Annotated in this window: 16 protein-coding genes; 14 read left to right on the top strand and 2 right to left on the bottom strand. The window is 45.4% G+C overall.

Annotation, left to right across the window (positions count from 1 at the left end):
* Positions 1–36 precede the first annotated feature (36 nt).
* A complete protein-coding gene (locus RIC07_RS26240) occupies positions 37–225 on the top strand; it encodes a hypothetical protein (protein ID WP_446397086.1) in 189 nt (62 codons plus the stop codon).
* 206 nt (positions 226–431) lie between these two features.
* The gene (locus tag RIC07_RS26235; protein ID WP_446397085.1) at positions 432–2,315 is read left to right on the top strand and encodes a CHASE2 domain-containing protein; all 1,884 of its coding nucleotides are present in this window, start codon (positions 432–434) and stop codon (positions 2,313–2,315) included.
* Positions 2,316–2,416: 101 nt separating this feature from the next.
* On the opposite strand, the gene RIC07_RS26230 is transcribed toward RIC07_RS26235, so the two are convergent.
* The gene (locus RIC07_RS26230; protein ID WP_446397084.1) at positions 2,417–3,277 is read right to left on the bottom strand and encodes a hypothetical protein; all 861 of its coding nucleotides are present in this window, start codon (positions 3,275–3,277) and stop codon (positions 2,417–2,419) included.
* Positions 3,278–3,483: 206 nt separating this feature from the next.
* Between RIC07_RS26230 and RIC07_RS26225 the strand changes: the two genes are divergently transcribed.
* Genes RIC07_RS26225 through RIC07_RS26215 form a run of 3 tightly spaced genes read left to right on the top strand, consistent with a single transcriptional unit; the run spans position 3,484 to position 7,062 of the window.
* Positions 3,484–3,948 (top strand): hypothetical protein, encoded by a 465-nt coding sequence (locus RIC07_RS26225; RefSeq protein WP_446397083.1) that lies wholly within the window; start codon positions 3,484–3,486, stop codon positions 3,946–3,948.
* Entirely contained in the window at positions 3,949–6,885 is a 2,937-nt protein-coding gene (locus RIC07_RS26220) for a tetratricopeptide repeat protein (protein ID WP_446397082.1), read from the top strand.
* Between the two features lie 36 nt (positions 6,886–6,921).
* A complete protein-coding gene (locus RIC07_RS26215) occupies positions 6,922–7,062 on the top strand; it encodes a hypothetical protein (RefSeq protein ID WP_446397081.1) in 141 nt (46 codons plus the stop codon).
* Between the two features lie 100 nt (positions 7,063–7,162).
* On the opposite strand, the gene ggt is transcribed toward RIC07_RS26215, so the two are convergent.
* Positions 7,163–8,938, bottom strand: a complete 1,776-nt coding sequence (ggt, locus tag RIC07_RS26210; protein WP_446397080.1) for a gamma-glutamyltransferase — start codon at positions 8,936–8,938, stop codon at positions 7,163–7,165.
* Between the two features lie 304 nt (positions 8,939–9,242).
* On the opposite strand from ggt, the gene RIC07_RS26205 reads away from it, so the two are divergent.
* The 9 genes from RIC07_RS26205 to RIC07_RS26165 form a co-directional block, all read left to right on the top strand.
* Positions 9,243–9,953 (top strand): SDR family NAD(P)-dependent oxidoreductase, encoded by a 711-nt coding sequence (locus tag RIC07_RS26205; RefSeq protein WP_446397079.1) that lies wholly within the window; start codon positions 9,243–9,245, stop codon positions 9,951–9,953.
* A complete protein-coding gene (locus tag RIC07_RS26200) occupies positions 9,950–11,947 on the top strand; it encodes a GTP cyclohydrolase, FolE2/MptA family (RefSeq protein ID WP_446397078.1) in 1,998 nt (665 codons plus the stop codon). The genes RIC07_RS26205 and RIC07_RS26200 overlap by 4 nt, the downstream gene beginning before the upstream one ends.
* Complete coding sequence (locus tag RIC07_RS26195) at positions 11,940–12,806, top strand: TauD/TfdA family dioxygenase (protein ID WP_446397077.1); 867 nt, start codon at positions 11,940–11,942, stop codon at positions 12,804–12,806. The genes RIC07_RS26200 and RIC07_RS26195 overlap by 8 nt, the downstream gene beginning before the upstream one ends.
* Positions 12,807–12,973: 167 nt before the next feature.
* The gene (locus tag RIC07_RS26190; RefSeq protein WP_446397076.1) at positions 12,974–15,316 is read left to right on the top strand and encodes a two-partner secretion domain-containing protein; all 2,343 of its coding nucleotides are present in this window, start codon (positions 12,974–12,976) and stop codon (positions 15,314–15,316) included.
* Positions 15,317–15,457: 141 nt separating this feature from the next.
* Positions 15,458–16,051: a response regulator gene (locus RIC07_RS26185; RefSeq protein WP_446397075.1), complete on the top strand. Its 594-nt coding sequence runs from the start codon at positions 15,458–15,460 to the stop codon at positions 16,049–16,051.
* Between the two features lie 99 nt (positions 16,052–16,150).
* Positions 16,151–16,510, top strand: coding sequence for an HNH endonuclease (locus tag RIC07_RS26180; protein WP_446397074.1), 360 nt, complete (start codon positions 16,151–16,153; stop codon positions 16,508–16,510).
* A gap of 166 nt (positions 16,511–16,676) precedes the next feature.
* Positions 16,677–17,474, top strand: coding sequence for a ParA family protein (locus RIC07_RS26175; RefSeq protein WP_446397073.1), 798 nt, complete (start codon positions 16,677–16,679; stop codon positions 17,472–17,474).
* Positions 17,471–18,628, top strand: coding sequence for a ParB/RepB/Spo0J family partition protein (locus tag RIC07_RS26170; RefSeq protein ID WP_446397072.1), 1,158 nt, complete (start codon positions 17,471–17,473; stop codon positions 18,626–18,628). The genes RIC07_RS26175 and RIC07_RS26170 overlap by 4 nt, the downstream gene beginning before the upstream one ends.
* Before the next feature lie 155 nt (positions 18,629–18,783).
* The coding region (locus RIC07_RS26165; RefSeq protein WP_446397087.1) for an FAD-dependent oxidoreductase at positions 18,784–18,948 on the top strand (165 nt) is incomplete at its 3' end.

The raw sequence follows: 18,948 nt of genomic DNA, 5'->3' as shown, positions 1-18,948 counted from the left end.
CGTTTGGGTTTAAAAAGGAGGCGATGGGATTAAAATGTGGACATTGTGATAATTGTCGGAAATAAGGTGATGGGGAAGCGGCGGGAGCAGGGGAAGCAGGGGAAGCAGGGGAAGCAGGGGAAGCAGGGGAAGCAGGGGAAGATGGGGGAGCAGGGGAAGATGGGGAGTTTAGTCAAAAGCTTACCCTCGAACATCATGAAGGGTCAATTGTCGGGGCGGATGTAGCCATACTTGTAGGGGCGGGTTTAGCCACTAAACCTAGCCACTCACCAATAACCTATCAACAAAACCCGCCCTCCCCACCAATAACCTATCAACAAAACCCGTCCTCCCCACCGATAACTTCTCAACAAAACCCGCCCTTATTCCAACCTCAAGCCTCAAAACCTCCCCAATCCCTAATCCCCAATCGGGGAAGTCAATGGGTTGGGATGGGTTTGACTGATAATAATAATGATAAAACCGATAACCTGACGCCACCGGGGACAAACACCCTGGAGGAGATTTTCCGCACCTCAGACAAAATAATCGGTGTGGGTAAGTTTACTGGAGTACCGGGGGATGGGTTTTTTACTCCGATTGCACCGCCGCCTATCTTGGCGCAAAAACAGCAAGTTGCGGATATTAGTACCATCGTGGATGGGGATGGGGTGGTGCGCCGGGGTACGCTTTACCCGATTTCTGATGGTTCCCCAGAGTCTCAGATTCCTAGTTTGGCGCTGAAGTTGGCGTATCGGTATTTATCGGAGTCGGGAATTGCACCGGAAGCGACGCCACGGGGGTGGTTACAGTTAGGAGATGCGGTGTTTCCGCCTTTGGAAGAGAATCATGGCGGTTATGTGAATACCGATGACCGAGGCTATCAAATTTTACTCGATTGGCGAGAGTTTCCGGAAGCCGGATTTGACCGGGTTTCCCTGATGGATGTGCTACGGGGACGGGTTTCTGGGCAACGGTTTCAGGATAAGGTGGTGTTGATTGGGGCATACTCGCCCTCGTTACGGGATAGGTTTTATACCCCTTTTTCTCACTATCAGGGAACTACACCCAAACCGATGTATGGGGTGGAGATTCAGGCGCTGTTGACGAGTCAGATAATTCAGGCGGCGCTGGGGGAAGCTGGGGGAATGAGGGGGGTGGCGCAACCCTGGGAGTATGGCTGGATTTGGCTGTGGGTGAGTTTGGAATATGTGTTTCTACGACGCTGGCGACGGGGGCGTTATCCGGGGTTGACGTTGATTATGGCGTTAATCGGGGGGATGGGTTTAAGTGGTGTCTTGGTGGGGGTGACGTATGCGGCGTTTTTGCTGGATATCTGGATACCGTCGGGTGCGGCGTTGGTGGGAATTGGGCTAATGGGGGTGTGGGGAGTGCTGTATTTTTATATTCAGGAGTTGCAGGAGTATAACCGTTTATTGGTAGCGCAGGTGAATCAGAAGACGCAGCATTTAGAGGAGGCGTTGATTCAACTGCAAACGACGCAAAATCAGTTAATTCAGCAGGAGAAACTCACGGCGATGAGTTCCTTGGTGGGAAATTTATCCCATGAGTTGAAAAATCCCCTCTGGGCGCTGGGAAATCGGTTGGAGATTTTAACGATGTTAACCCAGCAATGGCGGCAGGGGAAGGGAGAGGAAGTGGTACTCAAATGGGAGGAGCAGGTAGAGAAGGCGAAACAGGAGTTAAGTCGGGCGAATGGGTTGGTGGCGACGTTGCTTCCGGTTCCCCAGGGGGAGTTACCCCTGGAGTTGGCGAGGGCGACGGTGGGGATGATTGTGGAGTTGGCGGTGAAGTTGGCTTGTCCCCAGGATGAGGGGATTGAGATAGAGTGGCGATTGGGGGCGTGGGATGGGGTTCCGGTGAAGGTGCCGTTGTTGGTGTTGCGGGTGTTGACAAATTTGCTGGATAATGCTGTGTATGCGGTGCGGTGTAAGCGGGAGGGGTTGGGAGAGTCTGATTCTTCCCCTGTTTCCCTATCTTCCCTATCTTCCCCATCTCCCAATTACATCCCCCAGATTCGGATTGAGTGGGTTAACACCGAGCGAAGCCGAGGTGTTGAGGAAAATGAGTCGGTGATTTGGCGGGTTTGGGACAATGGGATAGGGATAAGTGAGTCGGTGCAGAAGCGGTTGTTTGAACCGTTGGTGACGACGAAGCCGATGGGGGAGGGTTCGGGGTTGGGGTTGTATATTGTCTATGAGTTAGTACAGAAGCATCAGGGGGCGATTGGGGTTAAGTCTCAGGTGGGGGAGTATACGGAGTTTGAGGTAGTTTTTCCTAAGAGTCAGTTGGTGTTTGATATTATATCTGCCTAAAACCGCTCTAAAAACAGAGAATACTGCCAATATTCGAGAAAGTATTCTAATACTTTTGTTTCTAAATGATGGCAAAATACAACAAGAAATTTAAGCAACCCCTACTTAGATGCTGGCTTGCTAGTTTCTGGGCTAAGAATCAACAACTGATCGCCGCCATCGCTTTCTCGAATCACCAGTACATAGGGGCGTTCATCGGGAGCAGGATTTGGAGGTAGTGTTTTGAACAGATAAATCCATCCGTTACGCTCAATCAGTAAACGCCAAACTCTAGGCGGATTGATAGTTGTATCGGTGGTTTCTTGTCGTCTGAGATTTTCCAATAAGCCGGAATCGCCAATAATGTGGAAGTCTTTTAAAGGGGGATTTGTGAGTAAATCATTGGGCTTACGTCCTAGGGCTAATTGGTCTTTAGGGGTAACTAATGTGATGACGGGCAGTGAGGATGTATCATTGATGGCATCCTGTCTGGCATCTGTAATACCCTGCCACCTTGCTAACCAAAATAAAACGATTAAAATCCAAACTACTATTACTATTTCATAGCGTAAAGGTTGGGGAAAAAGGTCTGCAAATGAGCGTATTTTTCGGACAATCCCTGACCTGTGGAGTTTTTGAGTGAATCGGATTAGGCGTGACTGCAAACGATTGAGGTTTCCGACAAATTGCCGTCTAGGTGGTTCAAGCAACCCTATTGTTACTTGAATCAGGAATACTGTCACTACAGCAGCTAATACAGTTTTGCCAAATGCCCAAAAACTGCCTAGAAATACTTGGAAAGGAATGATAAAAAATGACTCTAGGGGTAAGTCAAGGGTAGTAATTTCTAGTTGAAAGAAGCTAAAGTATGCCCAGCGATAAATCCAGCCTGTGAAGTAAAGGAATACGGCTAGAATGCCAAGTAGACTAACAAGTGTTCCTAAGATGTTGGGATTGTTGGTAGGTGGGGGAGTTTGGGACAACTTCTGTATCCAAATGCACTAACCTACCACTTTGATACTCCGATAAGCGCTAAATTTCCGGATTATTGGGTTGCAACTTGGAATTGGGTATGTAGAGGGGTACAGTGTTCTCAACCATGAAAGGATTTCTCCCAATACTGATCGTTACACTGCTAGTTTCAGGATTTGGGCTGGCAGGATGTAGTGACGATAAACCAAAACCTGTCGTGTCATCTCCGACGACATCACCCGCAGAAGAGGCACCAATTCCAGTGGTGTTACCAACTTTAGCAGATGTGGAGTTGACAACAGGGGGATCGAAGTCGGGTCGAGTAACGGCGATTACTGATAAAGCGCTAACGCTTGAAGCGAGTGGTGAGGCTGACTCAATTGCGATTAAAGAGATTAAGCGAGTGAAGTTTAGTCAGGAAGCACCATTGCCACGAGGTTCAGTACCTCGACTGAGGGGACTGAGGGGTGAGGCTGAAATCTGGCGGGTAACGCCGTTGACGGCTTTGCAAATTAAGGATTCTAGCGAGGGTTTGGCTGAAGTGGCGCTGAGTGCTGTGGTGAAGGAAAAGCAGTCACCTCCAGATCCTTTGGGTGAACCAAGTAGCTATGAAGTGAAAGAAATGTTGTTTGATGCCAACTCTCCCGGAATGATAAGGCTCAAAGTTGAGGGGATTGAATAGATGAAGGTAATCTTAGGCAGTTTTTTGACGTTGGGTATCTGCCTCTTTTCTTTGACTATTCCAGTGGTTGCTCAAGCAACGACTTTGGGGATGGGGAATCGGCGGGGTGAGTTGTTGACTCAAACTCCAAACGCTCGCAAAGCGGAAGCAGACCAACTGTTTGAGCAAGGGAAACAGCAGTTTAGTAACAGTCAATTTCAGGCTGCTATAAAGTCCTGGCAACAGGCGCTAAAGATTTATCGAGAGATCGGGGTTCGTAGAAGAGAGGCTGATTCTCTGAACAATCTGGGCTATGCTCACCATTCTCTGGGACAATACCAACGGGCGATTGAGTTCTATCAGCAGTCCCTCGATATTTATCGAAAGATAGGCTATCGTGAGGGAGAAGCCAAAGCTCTAAACAATCTGGGCAATCCTTACCATTCTCTGGGACAATACCAACAAGCAATTGAGTTCCATCAACAGTCTCTCGATGTTTCTCGGAAGATAGGCTATCGTGAGGGAGAAGCCGATTCTTTGAACAATCTGGGCAATGCTTACCAGTCCCAAGGACAATACCAACGGGCGATTGAATTCTATCAGCAGTCCCTCGATATTTATCGGAAGATAGATGATCCCCAAGGAAAAGCCTATTCTCTGAATAATCTAGGCAATGCTTATGATTCCCTGGGACAATCCGAACGGGCGATTGAGTCCCATCAGCAGTCCCTTGAAATTTATCAGAAGATAGTCAACCCCCAGGGAGAAGCTAATTCTCTGAACAATCTAGGCAATGCTTACCATTTCCTAGGACAATACCAACAGGCGATTGAATTCTATCAGCAGTCCCTTCAAATTTATCAGAAGATAGTCAACCCCCAAGGAGAAGCAAAAACTCTGAACAATCTGGGCAATGCTTACTATTCCCTGGGACAATACGAACGAGCAATTGAGTCCCATCAGCAGTCCCTTGAAATTTATCAGAAGATAGGCGACTCTCAAGGAGAAGCCAATTCTCTGAACAATCTCGGAAATGTTTATAATTTCCTAGGACAATACGAACGAGCGATTGAGTTCTATCAGCAGTCCCTTGATATTGATCGGAAGATAGGCTCTCGTGAGGGAGAAGCCAGTTCTCTGAACAATCTGGGCAATCCTTACTATTCCCTGGGACAATATGAACGGGCAATTAAGTTCCATCAGCAGTCCCTTGATATTTATCGGAAGATAGGCTCTCGTGAGGGAGAAGCCAATTCTCTGAACAATCTAGGCAATGCTTTCTTCAAATCTGGCAAGTTCGCACAAGCAGAGACAACCCTATACGACGCAATTAAGGTTTTGGAATCTCTACGAACAGAATTAACTGACCTTAATAAAGTGTCGATTTTTGAAACGCAAGCTAATACATACACTACTTTGCAACAAGTCCTGATTGCCCTAAATAAAGCTAATGCCGCTCTAGAGATTGCTGAACGAGGACGTGCCAGAGCCTTTGTGGAGTTATTGGCGACGCAGCTATCCTCACAGCCAGATGTTACCCCACCCAACCTAGATAAAATCCAACAAATCGCTAAAAAGCAAAATGCAACCTTGGTTGAATATGCGATTATTTACGATGATTTCAAAATTCAAGGTAGAGAGCAATACAAAGAATCAGAACTCTATAGTTGGGTAATTCAGCCTACAGGTAAAGTTGCCTTTCGCAAAGTTGACATTAAACCCCTATGGCAACAACAAGAAACATCTGAGCCAAAGACTTCTGTAAGGGAATTTTGGCAAAAATACCTTGCTTCTTGGGGTTATCCAGTAACTCTCGCTATTTTGATTGTCGTCGGTAGTGGCTGTATTTTCATAACTATCCGGCGCAAAAGATTAGTTCCCTGGTCACTTCTCGCAGTTGGTAGCACGGTTGGTTTACTTGGGTTAGTAGGCTACAACCAACTCAGTCAGAACATAGCCACTCGCTCAGGAGAAAAACCCAAAACAGCTCTTGCAAAACTCGTTTTTAGCACCCACGAAACGAGCCAAAAAGGGATTCGAGGCTTGGCAGAAATTGCCAGTGGTAAGACTCGTCAAAGCCAAGAGGAACGCTTACAAGAACTGCACCAATTACTCATCGAACCCATCGCTGAATTACTGCCAACTGAACCCAATGCCCGTATTATTTTTATCCCTCAAGGCAACCTGTTTTTTGTGCCATTTCCTGCTCTGCAAGACGAGTCAGGTAAACACTTAATCGAGAAACACACTATCCTCACTGCTCCCTCAATTCAAGTTCTAGAATTAACCCGTCAACAGCGACAAATATTAGGGAGTCGGGAGTCGGGAGTCGGGAGTCGAGAATTCATGGTAGTAGGCAATCCCACCATGCCCAAAGTTGCATCCATACCCGGAGAACCACCTAAACCATTAGAACCCCTACCCGGTGCAGAACAAGAAGCCAAAGAAATTGCATCCTTACTAAATACCCAAGCCATCATCGGCAACCAAGCCACAGAAGCTGCAATTGTCCAGCAAATGCCCAAAGCGCGGTTTATTCATTTAGCCACTCACGGCTTACTCGATGACTTGTACAATGCAGATATTCCCGGTGCCATTGCCCTTGCTCCCTCCGGTGAAGATGACGGCTTACTCAGGGCTAGCGAAATCCTAAAACTGAAACTCAACGCCGAGTTAGTTGTCCTGAGTGCCTGTGATACTGGACAGGGACGAATCACTGGTGATGGTGTGATTGGTTTATCCCGTTCCTTATTTACAGCAGGTGTACCCAGTGTCGTTGCATCCCTCTGGAAAGTGCCAGATGAGCCGACAGCCTTCCTGATGGCAAATTTTTACAAAAACCTCCAGAAGCAACCTGATAAAGCTCAAGCCTTGCGCCAAGCAATGCTCACGACAATGGAAAAATACCCCAATCCCAGAAACTGGGCTGCATTCACCTTAATTGGCGAAGCGGAGTAATCGTAATCTTTTTTCAAAGAAGGAGTTAGTAAACCCATGACTGAAGCCGAAATCGCCGCCGACGCCAACTTTTTAATCACCGGAGACAGAAATTTCTCAGAGGTTCAAACCTTGGGCAATACCACCATTATTTCCGTATCTTTATTCAAACGCTTAGTTTGTGATGTACAGGAATAACTTAGTCATTTCTCAAGCCCAAACACACGAGAGAACTATCAACGATTAAGCAACTAAAACCCTCTGCCCTTCTGCCCTCTGCCCTCTGCCTTCTGCCTTATTAATACCCCATCGCTTCCCCCGCCACCCGCCGCTTATCATTCACCCCCCAAACCCCCCCGGATTCAACCTGAATCGACTCCGCCGCACCCCAACTGATAAACGGAATCACCCGATATCCCTTTTCCCACAACCTCCAAACCCCATCTCCCTCCACCGCAAAGGGTTCCGTCAGTACCCAATTCGGTAATCCCTGATAATGAACACGCGGCGCATTCACCGCCTCAGCAATATCCAACTCATAATCAATCCAATTGGTAATCACCTGTACCACCGTAGTCGGAATCGTCGCCCCCCCAGGGGAACCCGTCACCAACACCACCCTCTCATCTTTCTTAACAATCGTCGGACTCATCGAACTCAACGGTTGCTTCCCCGGTTCAATCTGATTCGCCTCCCCCTGAACCAAACCAAACTGATTCCCCTCCCCCAGCTTCACCGTAAAATCATTCATTTCATTATTCAGAAAAAACCCCGTATCCTTTGCCATCACCTTAGCGCCAAACAGGGAATTAATCGTATACGTAACCGCCACCGCATTGCCAAACTGATCCACAATAGAATAGTGCGTCGTATGCGTGCCTTGAGGCAGATCCTGCATCTGCAACGCCTGGGGATTCAGCGCCCTCTCCCCAATTTGTTCCCGAATCTGCGCTGCATACCCTTGACTCAACAGGCGCTTCACCGGAATCTCAACAAAATCCGGGTCCCCCAAATAGTAATTCCGATCCCGATACGCAAATAGCGCCGCTGACAAAAAGGAATGCAGACTCTCCACCGAACCCCATCCCCACTCTCCCAGAGGATACCCCGCCAACACATTCAACATCTGACACACCGTCACTCCCCCTCCCGGCGGTGGCGCCGTTACCACCTCATAGCCGCGATACTCACAGCGCAACGGAGTTTCCTGACGCACCCGATACCGAGTAAAATCCTCTCTTGTAAGAATCCCGCCATTCTCTTCACTCGCTTGCACGATCGCACCAGCTATTCTACCCTGATAAAAAGCCGAAGCTCCCGATCGCGCGATCGCACCCAACGTTTCAGCCAAATCCTCCTGGACCAACCGTTCCCCCACCTGAAAGGCTTCCCCCCCATCCAAAAAAATCGCCGCCACATTCTCCTGCTGAGAAAACACCTTCGTATGACGCTGCAACCGTTCCACATCCCCCGGTGACAGAATAAACCCATCCCGCGCCAACCGAATCGCCCCCGCCATCACCTGTTGACGGTTCATCGTACCATACTCAGATAATGCCCTATCCAAACCCGCCACAGTTCCCGGAACCCCTACCGCCAGATATCCCTGGGTACTTAACTGAGGAATCACCTCCCCCGAACCATCCAAATACATAGCCGCCGACGCCGCCAGGGGTGCAGTTTCCCGGAAATTCAGAAACACCTCTTCCCCTGAAGCCAGGTGAATCACCATAAACCCACCCCCGCCAATATTCCCACAACAGGGATGAACCACGGCTAAAGCGTACCCCACTCCCACCGCAGCATCAATCGCATTTCCCCCCGATAGTAAAATTTCTTGTCCCACCCGCGACGCTTCCTTGTGCGCCGTCACCACCATCCCCCGTTCCCCCTTCACCGCTTCCGTCGGTTGGGGATAACAGGGAAACAGCCGACAACTCGTCCAACTGAGTATCCCATAGAGGTAGTTTAAGGGATGATAGACGCTGCGTGCGATCGCCATATCCAATCCAATCGCTGCAACCATGGATGCGATAATCAATAGCAGGATTTTCTTCTTGCGTGTGAGTTTCATTGCATGACTGAATGCCCAGTAAGCCTGATATTAAACCGTAAATCGAACTATAGCGACCCTAAATGAGTTGTAACAAGTGAGCGGCTTGAAACCCAGGCATAGCAAGGATCACGTTTTTGGAAATTGCCACAACCTATTTAGGATTGCTATACTATTCGTTACTACGACTCGAACTCGCTTATTTCCAAAACTGACGCTATGGTGGAGAACTGTAGGTTTAAGATGTAAAAGCTGTTGTGACTTGACAGAGAAATTGCATAGTTTGTTGTGTCATCGTAGATAGGGTAGCAAAAAATAAAGGTGCATGATTGATAGGGGTAATCTGTTAATCGTTGGTGGTTCCAGAGGAATAGGCTTAGCTTTAGCTATCGAGGCTCTAGCCAAGTACAGTCGAGTTACGGTAATTGCCAGAGAAGAAATAGACAAAATTAAAGAACTAAAAATAAACTTTATAAGCCAAGATTTTAATGATGTTGAACTCATAAGACATACTCTGGAAATTGTTCAACCCAGCACCCTTATTCTGTGTGTAGCCCAAGGATTATATGGCAATATTTCCGATTTTCCCAACGATAAAGTTATTAGTTGCGTTCAGACTACTTATCTATCGACAATTATTTGGTTAAAAGAGGCAATCCTTGTTCTTCCTGTTGGGTCAAGGATTGCTTGGATTTCCTCGCTTACAGCAAAAATTAAAAGTAACAATTGGAGTTTTTATGCTTCCGCAAAAGCAGGAGTAGAGCATTTCATTCGCTGTATACGTGAATCAGCTAAAGATAGAGGTATTGATATAACTATTTGTTATCCAGGCTGTCTGGCTACAGAATTTCATGAACGTTCAGGTACACAATCTTCAAAGGATGCTATCGACCCCTCTGAAATTGCTAATGATTTATTAGAAGCTATTGATAATCGGTTAGAGTTTTGGGTTTCCTACCTTGATAAAGAAGCCATTGAAAAAGCATATCAGCTTGATGAAATTTATCAGCATAAATTTAAGGATTCACTGAAATGATAGACTCAAGTGCGATAGAAAAACTAATAGATTGGCAGGGTGGTTGGGCTGCAAGAGCATTATTTGATGATGCGGTTAATCGTTACCTTAATAAGGATAGGCAAAACATTGAATTAGCAGGACTCGTCATTAAAAATTCATCTGGCTTATCAGCAATTCGTTATCTTAAAAAATACTGTAAGCTGACAGGAGTAACCCTAGACATTTCTGGAATTACAGAAAATTTATCTTCAGATATCAAACAAATAATCAATCTAGGTGACATCGTTAATATTCCTCATGAAATTACAGTAGATTTTTGGCTAGAAAAGCTTTGTGAGCATTTAGACACTAATCGAGAAAACTTGACGTCTAAGATAAATCAGTCGCTTATTGATGATGATTATCCTACTGGAAATCCTAATGAACTGATCGAAAGTTGGAGTTTTCCTGTAATTTCAGATCTATTACCCTTATCAGTGCAACAGAAAGCAATTGTATATGTTGAGGATGAGATAGCAAAACTTTGCTGGAAACGTTGGTATCTCACTCCTGAAAGGAAAGTTCTTCTTCTAGAAACACATGATCGAACAAATTTAAAAAGCAGTCAATGGCTAGTGTGGCGATTGCTGCATGATGCTACACATCTTTTACATCTTCAAAATTTTCCGGAAGCTGGTTGTTATCTTGATCCAACGTGGTTGCTCACATTAGAAGCCGCTGCAATGACTGTTGAAAAACAGTTTCTGGGATTAATTGAGCATCGAGTAAAAATTCCAAAACCAATAAACTATTCCCTCAACTTATTCAACGTAAAGACTATTTTATTGATTGGCTTACTCGAAAGATCTTTACGTCTAGAGTATGATTTAGCTGTTCACTTGAGAAGACAGCCTATTGCTAGTTGGATTACACAGACAAAGCGCCAAACAGGATTTAACTTAAACTGCTATGACTTTGTACGTGAGTTCCACGGCTTACCAGGTTTTTGTGCTGGTTATATGATTGGTTTAAATGCAATTGAAAGTGAGCCGGATAAAGTTCCAGTGCTTTGTGGGAAAAAATCTTTAAAGTTTTTGCCTTTAGAAAAGGACGATGAATTATCTAAGTCTGCATTAACAGATATTCCAGCTAGATTACCACAACATCCTATTTACATTCAGGCGGTTGGCACATCGGACACAACTTGCTTTTTCAATTTATTAAATCCTTTCACCAATAAGTACAATCAGGTTGAAGCAAAAGCTTATGTAACAGTTGATCTAAGCCCCCATCAAAGAGGTATTCACATGAGTCGATTGCAAGAGATTTTAAATAATCTTGATACTTGTGATTGGGATAAGTTAGAAGATGTTACTGATTTTGTTGCACAAGAAGCCAGAAAGGTTCAAAATAGTAAAAGATCAGAGGTTAATTTTGTAGTTAATTCTTATGTTGAAACCTTAAATCATCGAAGCAAAACTCGTTCAAAGCAACCGATTAAAATTATTGCCAACACCATTTTTGATGGAACAGTAATAAGTCGCACAATTGGTTTAATTATTAAAGTAATGACTGCTTGTCCTTGCACCCTGAAGTTCAGTAGCTTAAAAACTGAAAAAAACTTAAAATTATCTCTACATGAAAACTTCTTTGACTCAATAATGCAGGCTATTCCTCCTACTTTTACACACGCACAAAGAGGTACTTTATATGTAAAAGTTAGTTCTCACAATCCAAAACACTTAATTTCGCCAACAAATTTATATAGTCAGATTAGTCGTGTTGCTCATTTAGTGGAAGCCGTACTAAAACGTCCTGATGAGCATTATTTAGTCCAGAAGAGTCATAGAAAACCACAATTCTGTGAAGATCTATGTAGAGAGGTTGCAGTGGCAGTAGCCTCACAAGTTGATGCTAATGATTTAGTAGAAGTTTCGGCTGAACTGGATGAAAGTATACATCCACATAAGGCATTTGCAAAACTCACAATCAAAGCTTCTGATGCTTGGTATATAAATAGCGAGAATGATTAGGGAAGTAAGTCTGGGAAGTTTAGCAATACCCAAAAAAATTTTGAGGGACGTTAACTGTAGTTCTATAGAAAACTGGAAAAAAATTTCTAGAGAATGGAAAGATGTTGCAGACTTTATTCAGCCAATAAAATTAGCTCTAAAAAAAACAGGTTTTGTAGTAGCTAAAGATTTTGGTATTATTGACTTTAATACTCAACTAAGGAGTAATATGTTCCTGTACTTTTGTTCAATGTTGGGCAAGCCAGTAGAGCATAATATTGGCAAAAAAGATTATGTCTGGGAAATAAAACTACGACAAGATATAAACTATTTGCCAACCTTTTCTGAACACAAATTAGAAGCTCCATTACATACTGATACGCAATATCGATCAAGTCCAGAAAAATATATTTCACTTTTTGCTATAAAAAAAGCTAATTGTGGAGGAGGTGTGACAAAGATCCTAAATTTTGATCATGTTATAAACACCTTACAAAGTAGCAATGATGGAATAACTTGTTTAAGGATTTTAGAAAAATCATTTTTCCCATTTGCTGTTCCCAGTATTTTTAGTGAGTACAAAGATAAAATTAAGATAATATATGCACCTATAATTTCACAGAAAATTAATATACGATATAGGTTCGATACAATAGAAATGGGTTTAAAGAATAGTATGTTTTCAAAAGCCGATAATGATAGAAAAATGTGGGCTTTAATTTTTCTTAGGGATCATATTAAAAATCATCCTTGTACAGTATCATTAACTTTGGAAGCTGGTGAAATATTAATTATAGATAATCATAGAGTGTTACACGGTAGAACCAGCTTTAAAGATTGTAATAGACACCTTTTAAGGGTACGTATGAATGATTATTAGAATTGCCAGTATCCGATAAAGCATTGCTCATGTCCGTCATATTTTTAAACACCTTGACCTGAACCTGTGAGTCATATCATGTCCGGTTGATCACTTGCGATATAGGTTTAGTCCAGTCAATATGGGTGCATCGATTTTATCGTAACTGTTTAGGCGGACATGATATCATGAAATGGAATCCAGCAACAATTCTCACCCTACTGGCACTACTAATAACCCCTAGCCACGCCCAAATTATCCCCGATTCCAGCTTACCCATCAACTCCCAAATTAACCCAGAACCCAACCAACTCACCATCACGGGCGGCACCCCCATCGGCACCAACCTCTTCCATAGCTTTACTGACTTTAACATCAATCCCGGAAACGCCGCCTACTTTACCCCAGCCACCGGGATTGAAACCATCATCAGCCGCGTCACCGGAACCAACCCCTCTCAAATTCTAGGAACATTAGGAGTTGTAGGAAATGCCGACTTATTCTTCCTCAATCCCAACGGAATTCTATTCAGTCCCACAACCCAACTCAACCTCAACGGTTCCTTTATCGCCAGTACCGCCAACCGCCTACTATTTGCCGATGGCACCGAATTAAACACCCTCCCCAACTCCCCCCAACTCACCATTAGTACCCCCATTGGTTTAGGATTAATCAATCCAGGAACTATCCAAATTACCGGAGACGGACATCAACTCAACGCCCTCAACTTTAAGCCAATTTCCGATAACTCCATCGGTGGATTAACCGTAAAACCCGGTAAAACCCTCGCCTTAATTGGTGGAGAAATAAACCTCGACGGCGCCATCCTCACCGCTAGGGATGGCACAATTCATTTAGCCGCCGTCAATCAAGGAGAAGTCAAATTCTCAGACGGACAACTTACCATTCCCAATTCCTCCCAGCTTCATCCCATCACCCTCAGCCAACGCAGCGCGATTAACGCCTCTGGAATCAGCGGTGGACAGATTCAACTCTGGGGAAATCAAATCAACTTTACTGACGGTTCAGTCGCCTTTATTCAAACCCTAGGAATTCCCCCAACTGAGACGGAACCCGGAACCATAACCATCCACGCCACAGACCAATTAACCATTAGTGGAACAGACCCCATCGCCGAAATTATCGGTTCTATCCGCACCGAAACCCTAGGCGAAATACCCGGAAGTTCAATCTCTATTTTTACCCCCAACTTAACCCTAATTCAAGGGGGAGGACTATTCACATCAACCTATAGTACAGCACCAGCCGGAGATTTAACCCTAACTATCCCAAACACCCTCAACATTATTGGCAATTCCCCCCGTTCAGTCTTGGCGGTGAGTACGATTACCTCCGCCACATTTGGTCAAGGTGCAGCGGGTGATATTACCATTAATGCCAATCAATCAACCCTGCAATCCGGTGGATTAATCCTATCCATCACCGTGGCAAATGGAGAAGGCGGAACCATTAACCTGAACACCCAAAACCTAGAACTTATCGGAATTAATCCCGAAAACCGTTCCCCCAGCGCCATTAGTTCATCCTCCTCTGGAACCGGAAATGCCGCCCAAGTTCAGATACAAACCGAGAGACTACGATTAGAGAATGGGGGACGCATAGATTCCTCCACAATAGCCCAAGGAAATGCCGGAAGAATTTCAATTAACGCCACGGATTCGATTACCTTAAAAAGTCCTCAATCCCCTCTCCCCAGTTCCATTGTCTCATCCGCCGATATCTTAAACCCCCTACTGCGAGAGAGTTTCAATGTATCCGATGATTTAGACTTATCCGGAGAATCGGGAACAATTACGATAACCTCCCCCCAAATTACTATCGATGAATCCTCCGAAATCCGGGTCACGAATCTGGGAACTGGGGATGGCGGTTCTCTCATTATTTCCGGTGAATTAATTGAACTGAATCAGGGGAGTATCACCGCAGAAACCCAGTCGGGAACTGGAGGAAATATTAATCTAACCGCCGATACCTTACTCTTGCACGAGAGTCAAATTTCAGCCACAGCCCAAAATGCAGGCGATGGCGGAAATATTAGCGTCAATACCGATAACCTTGTCCTATTAGACAGTCAAATTGTAGCAAATGCGTTTACCGGAACCGGGGGGAATATTGCCCTCACCAGCCAAGGCTTATTTATTAACCCCAACAGTCAACTCTCTGCCAGTTCCGAATTCGGGATAGATGGTAAAGTAGAATTAGTGATTAATCAGCCCACGATTGGGGAAGAAATCATTGAATTTCCACCCTCTGTGGAGTCAGAGGTTAACCTATCTCAAAGCTGTATCCAGATGACACCCAGCACAATTCGCTTAACCCGTTCTGGGAGGCGTTCCTTACCCATCTCTCCCGGAATAGGGCTTTCAGAATGGGCAATTCCTACCCCCGCGCCAACCCCTGCACCCCCAATTCGGGAAGCGAATGCTATTGTTAAGTTAGCCGATGGGCAGATTGTTTTGGGCTATGTTCCACCAATGACCTACCATACCCTTCAGGAGTTAGTTTGTTGAACCTGTAGGGGCGGGTTTAACAATTATTGCATATTGCTATCCTGATGGTACTAAACCCGCCCTGACCAAGGACAAATGACGAATGACAAATGACAATCCCCACCATTAAAATTAATTGTTACCACCTACTTAAGCACAGCGATGGTCAAACGAGTTCTAATTGTGGAGGATGAAGAAGCCCTCCGAGATTTAATCCAACTTAAGTATGAAAATGATAAACGCTATCTCTTTTATTTTGCCAGTAATGGCAAAGAAGGGCTACAACTATTATCCACCTACACGGAATGGGAAGAAACCTCTCAAGAGCGTCGCTTGCTAGGATGTAAAATTGACTTAGTGGTGACCGATTTACGGATGCCTTCGCGGTATCGCAATAGTGCAGCTCAGGAGATAAAAGCGGAAAATCAGGTCTATGATGGGGTGGACTTTTTGCGTCAAATTAATAACCTGAAATATGCCGTAGGTAAAATAGTGATCTCCGCCTATGGCAATGATAAAGTCATGCAAGAAATCATGGCAGAAGGGGCGTTTCGATTTCTGCCCAAACCCTTTTCTCTAGAGCAACTAGAACAAGCCTTTAATGATTATTTTAAACACAAGTCTCACCTGTCTCGCAAGACGCCAGGGGGATTTATTGAGCCACGAGGGAATTATTACCTCCAGCGCTGGCGGGATGAGAATGGCAAAGCCCGTTCTCTGAGTATTCCCCGGTACAATGTCTCCAGTGGGGAGTAGAGTTCTAGGGGAAAAAGAGCGATCGCTACCCCGCAAGCCCCCCATCCCGAATACAATAACTATGGACATCACTGTCCCCAGATACTCCTTCCCAGGAAGATGCCAATCAACCGCCAGCGCTACGCCGATAATTGGTCAACCATCGCCCTATCCGTCAAAGAAGCCGCCCTTTGGCGCTGTCGTCACTGTGGGAAACAATGCCTTCGCCCAGGAGAAAAACCATCCAACCTCACCCGTTCGGAGTGGACAATGGCAACCCTATCGGTGCATCATGCTAATTTCATCCCAGAGGACAACCGACCCGAAAATCTCATCCCCTTATGTACACCCTGTCATATCGCCCTCCATGGGGGACGCAACGGTAATATCTCTCCTGGTCAACTTTCCTTATTTCACTTTATCTATGAGAATGGGGTCTTAAAAATTATCCCCAACCCCGATTTACTCCCCCTGACCTGAAACCAATCAATCAGCCTCCTACATACTCGCGTTCATACTCGCTTTGAGGTAAAACTTTACAGGTCACAACTTATAGCTATTGCCTCCTGTCTCCTGTCTTCTACACCCATGTGGAATACTGTTATACCACATGATAAACTCAGCCTTGACCTTTTAAAGATGTTGTATGCCCATTCGATTAGCGATACTGTCAAACGCAGGCGGCAGCGGCAAAACCACCATCGCTGCCCATTTAGCCTATTTAATCGGCTCCTCCGGGTACTCTGTCGCCCTGATAGACCTAGACCCTCAAGGCTCAGTCAGTTTATTTAGCGGGTTACCTCGCCCTCAAAACCACCGCAGCCTTGCCACCGTTCTCCAGGACGATTTTGTCGGAGACTGGCCCACCGTTGACCTATGGCAGGACCATCTCGAAAACGTTGTTGCCATTCAGGGAGAAATGGGACTGGTCAAATCAATCAACGAGTTAGTCTTACACGAAAGAGGCGCCTACTTACTCGCTGACCGCTTAACTGACTTTCCCCTACCCCATGACCTAATTATCTTCGATTGTCCCGCCACATTGGGACCCTTACCCTTAATTGCCCTATCAGCCAGTACCCATCTCCTGATTCCCATCCAAGTCGAACCCAAATCAGCCGATGGTGCGGGGAAACTCTTAGAGTGGTTTTATCATTCCTTCCGACGGCTACGACTCAAACCCGAACCCCGTATTCTAGGCATTCTTCCCAACCAATATGACCGCCGTCTTGCCATCCACCGCAACATCCTCGAACAACTCACCCCCCAATTAGAACAGTTGAACATTCACGGATTCCCACCCATCCGCTTCTCGTCCGAATTCAAAAACGCCAGTGCCTTGGGATTACCCTTACACCTGTATCGTCCCCGACATCCCGCCTGTCAGGAGTTTAATCCGATTGTGGCATCTTTACGTCAAGCATTGACAGAGGCAAGCAAATGAGTAAAAAAGTCGGAGTAGACCTATCCAACTTACTCTCTGGGGCATCCTATTCCCAAGAAGTTCATGAACTCCAGGCACAAGTAGACTCCCTCACCCAAGAAATTGAACAACTCCGCCAAGCCGGAGGCGGCGAAGCTTTAGAAGAAAAAGTCAATCAACTGCGCTCAGAATTAAGCATCAGCGGCATCCTAGAAATCCCCCTCGACCAAATAGAGCGAAACTTAGACCAGCCCCGACAAAGCTTTGCCACTGACACTATCGAAACCCTAGCTCGTTCCTTAGAATCAGACGGACAACAGCAGCCTATTATTTTAATAGAACTCGAAAATGGACGCTATCTCTTGTTTGATGGAGAACGTAGAACCCGTGCCGCCCTCTTAATCAATTGGCAAACAATCAAAGCCGTCATCATTCCGTCTCCCCAATCCCTGCACCGTCACGTTTTGTTGGCGAATCTGCACCGAGAAGACCTAAATCACCTGGATTTGGCAGAGGCTTTGGTCAAAGAAATTCAAGATGAGTGCAACGGAGAAATCGCAGCAGAAGACATTCCCCGTTTATTACGAACCGCCGTGCGACGGTTAGAACGTCAAGGAACCCTGCCCAAAGTTAGCACCCTTGTCCTTGTGCCAACCTCCAGCCAACAGCAAGAACTAGCAACCCTGGAATTAAGTGAAATCGAACAAACGCTATTAGGCGTTTTACTGTCTCTAAGACTGAATCCCGCCTCCGTCAATGCCAATATCTTTCCCATGTTGGCACTACCCAATGACCTAAAACAGGCAATCCGAGAACAGGGTTTAGGCACAATGCAAGCCCTCGCCCTTTCACGGTTATCTGCCAAAAAACTAGGGTTAAAAGAAGCTGAAGCCAAAAAAGTACGAAAAAGACTCAAACAGCACGTTTTATCGAAAAAGCTATCCGTCAGCCAAACACGCTCCCTAGTTAGCCAAGAGATTGCGAATTACACCAGCACGAGTCAAGACACTCTCAGTAAAAAACAGGTAGACGGGATAATTAATCGCGTCCAGTCGATGCCTGTCCAAAACGTAGAATCGGCTCAACTCGCTCAGCTTAAGGGCGTGTTACAGCAAAAGCTGTTGGAAATCGAATCCGCTTTGGCACAGGAAACAGAACTTGAGGAGGAGCAGTAAGTAATACCAAATCCGCCTTTGTAACCCTCTTTATACCATAGATGCTTTTGCCTGTTACCTGTTGCCTTTTGTTTGCCTCCCCTCACTCCCAAATAAAGTAAACTAGATTAAACTCTATAAATAGTCATCAAACCTTTACATAAGACCAATGACAAATGACCAATGACGATCTCAGAAACGTATTAATTGTTGGTGGAGGTCCCGCCGGACTTGCTACCGCCTTAATGCTTGCCAAACGCGGATGGACAACTATTACAGTCCTAGAAAAACGGGCGGCGGCTGATTACTATGAACCCGATAAAGCCTTCAATTATCTCATT

The organism is Coleofasciculus sp. E1-EBD-02, from assembly GCF_040218245.1.
Classification (GTDB): Bacteria; Cyanobacteriota; Cyanobacteriia; order Cyanobacteriales; family Coleofasciculaceae; genus Coleofasciculus.
This window is presented reverse-complemented; position numbering and strand designations above follow the sequence as displayed.

Bases quoted from the DNA above. Each gene is read 5' to 3' on its own strand.
- RIC07_RS26235 (WP_446397085.1), top strand. From the start codon at position 432: ATGGGTTTGACTGATAATAATAATGATAAAACCGATAACCTGACGCCA.
- RIC07_RS26185 (WP_446397075.1), top strand. From the start codon at position 15,458: ATGGTCAAACGAGTTCTAATTGTGGAGGATGAAGAAGCCCTCCGAGAT.
- RIC07_RS26205 (WP_446397079.1), top strand. From the start codon at position 9,243: ATGATTGATAGGGGTAATCTGTTAATCGTTGGTGGTTCCAGAGGAATA.
- ggt (WP_446397080.1), bottom strand. From the start codon at position 8,938: ATGAAACTCACACGCAAGAAGAAAATCCTGCTATTGATTATCGCATCC.
- RIC07_RS26175 (WP_446397073.1), top strand. From the start codon at position 16,677: ATGCCCATTCGATTAGCGATACTGTCAAACGCAGGCGGCAGCGGCAAA.
- RIC07_RS26200 (WP_446397078.1), top strand. From the start codon at position 9,950: ATGATAGACTCAAGTGCGATAGAAAAACTAATAGATTGGCAGGGTGGT.
- RIC07_RS26190 (WP_446397076.1), top strand. From the start codon at position 12,974: ATGAAATGGAATCCAGCAACAATTCTCACCCTACTGGCACTACTAATA.
- RIC07_RS26195 (WP_446397077.1), top strand. From the start codon at position 11,940: ATGATTAGGGAAGTAAGTCTGGGAAGTTTAGCAATACCCAAAAAAATT.
- RIC07_RS26220 (WP_446397082.1), top strand. From the start codon at position 3,949: ATGAAGGTAATCTTAGGCAGTTTTTTGACGTTGGGTATCTGCCTCTTT.
- RIC07_RS26170 (WP_446397072.1), top strand. From the start codon at position 17,471: ATGAGTAAAAAAGTCGGAGTAGACCTATCCAACTTACTCTCTGGGGCA.
- RIC07_RS26180 (WP_446397074.1), top strand. From the start codon at position 16,151: ATGCCAATCAACCGCCAGCGCTACGCCGATAATTGGTCAACCATCGCC.
- RIC07_RS26215 (WP_446397081.1), top strand. From the start codon at position 6,922: ATGACTGAAGCCGAAATCGCCGCCGACGCCAACTTTTTAATCACCGGA.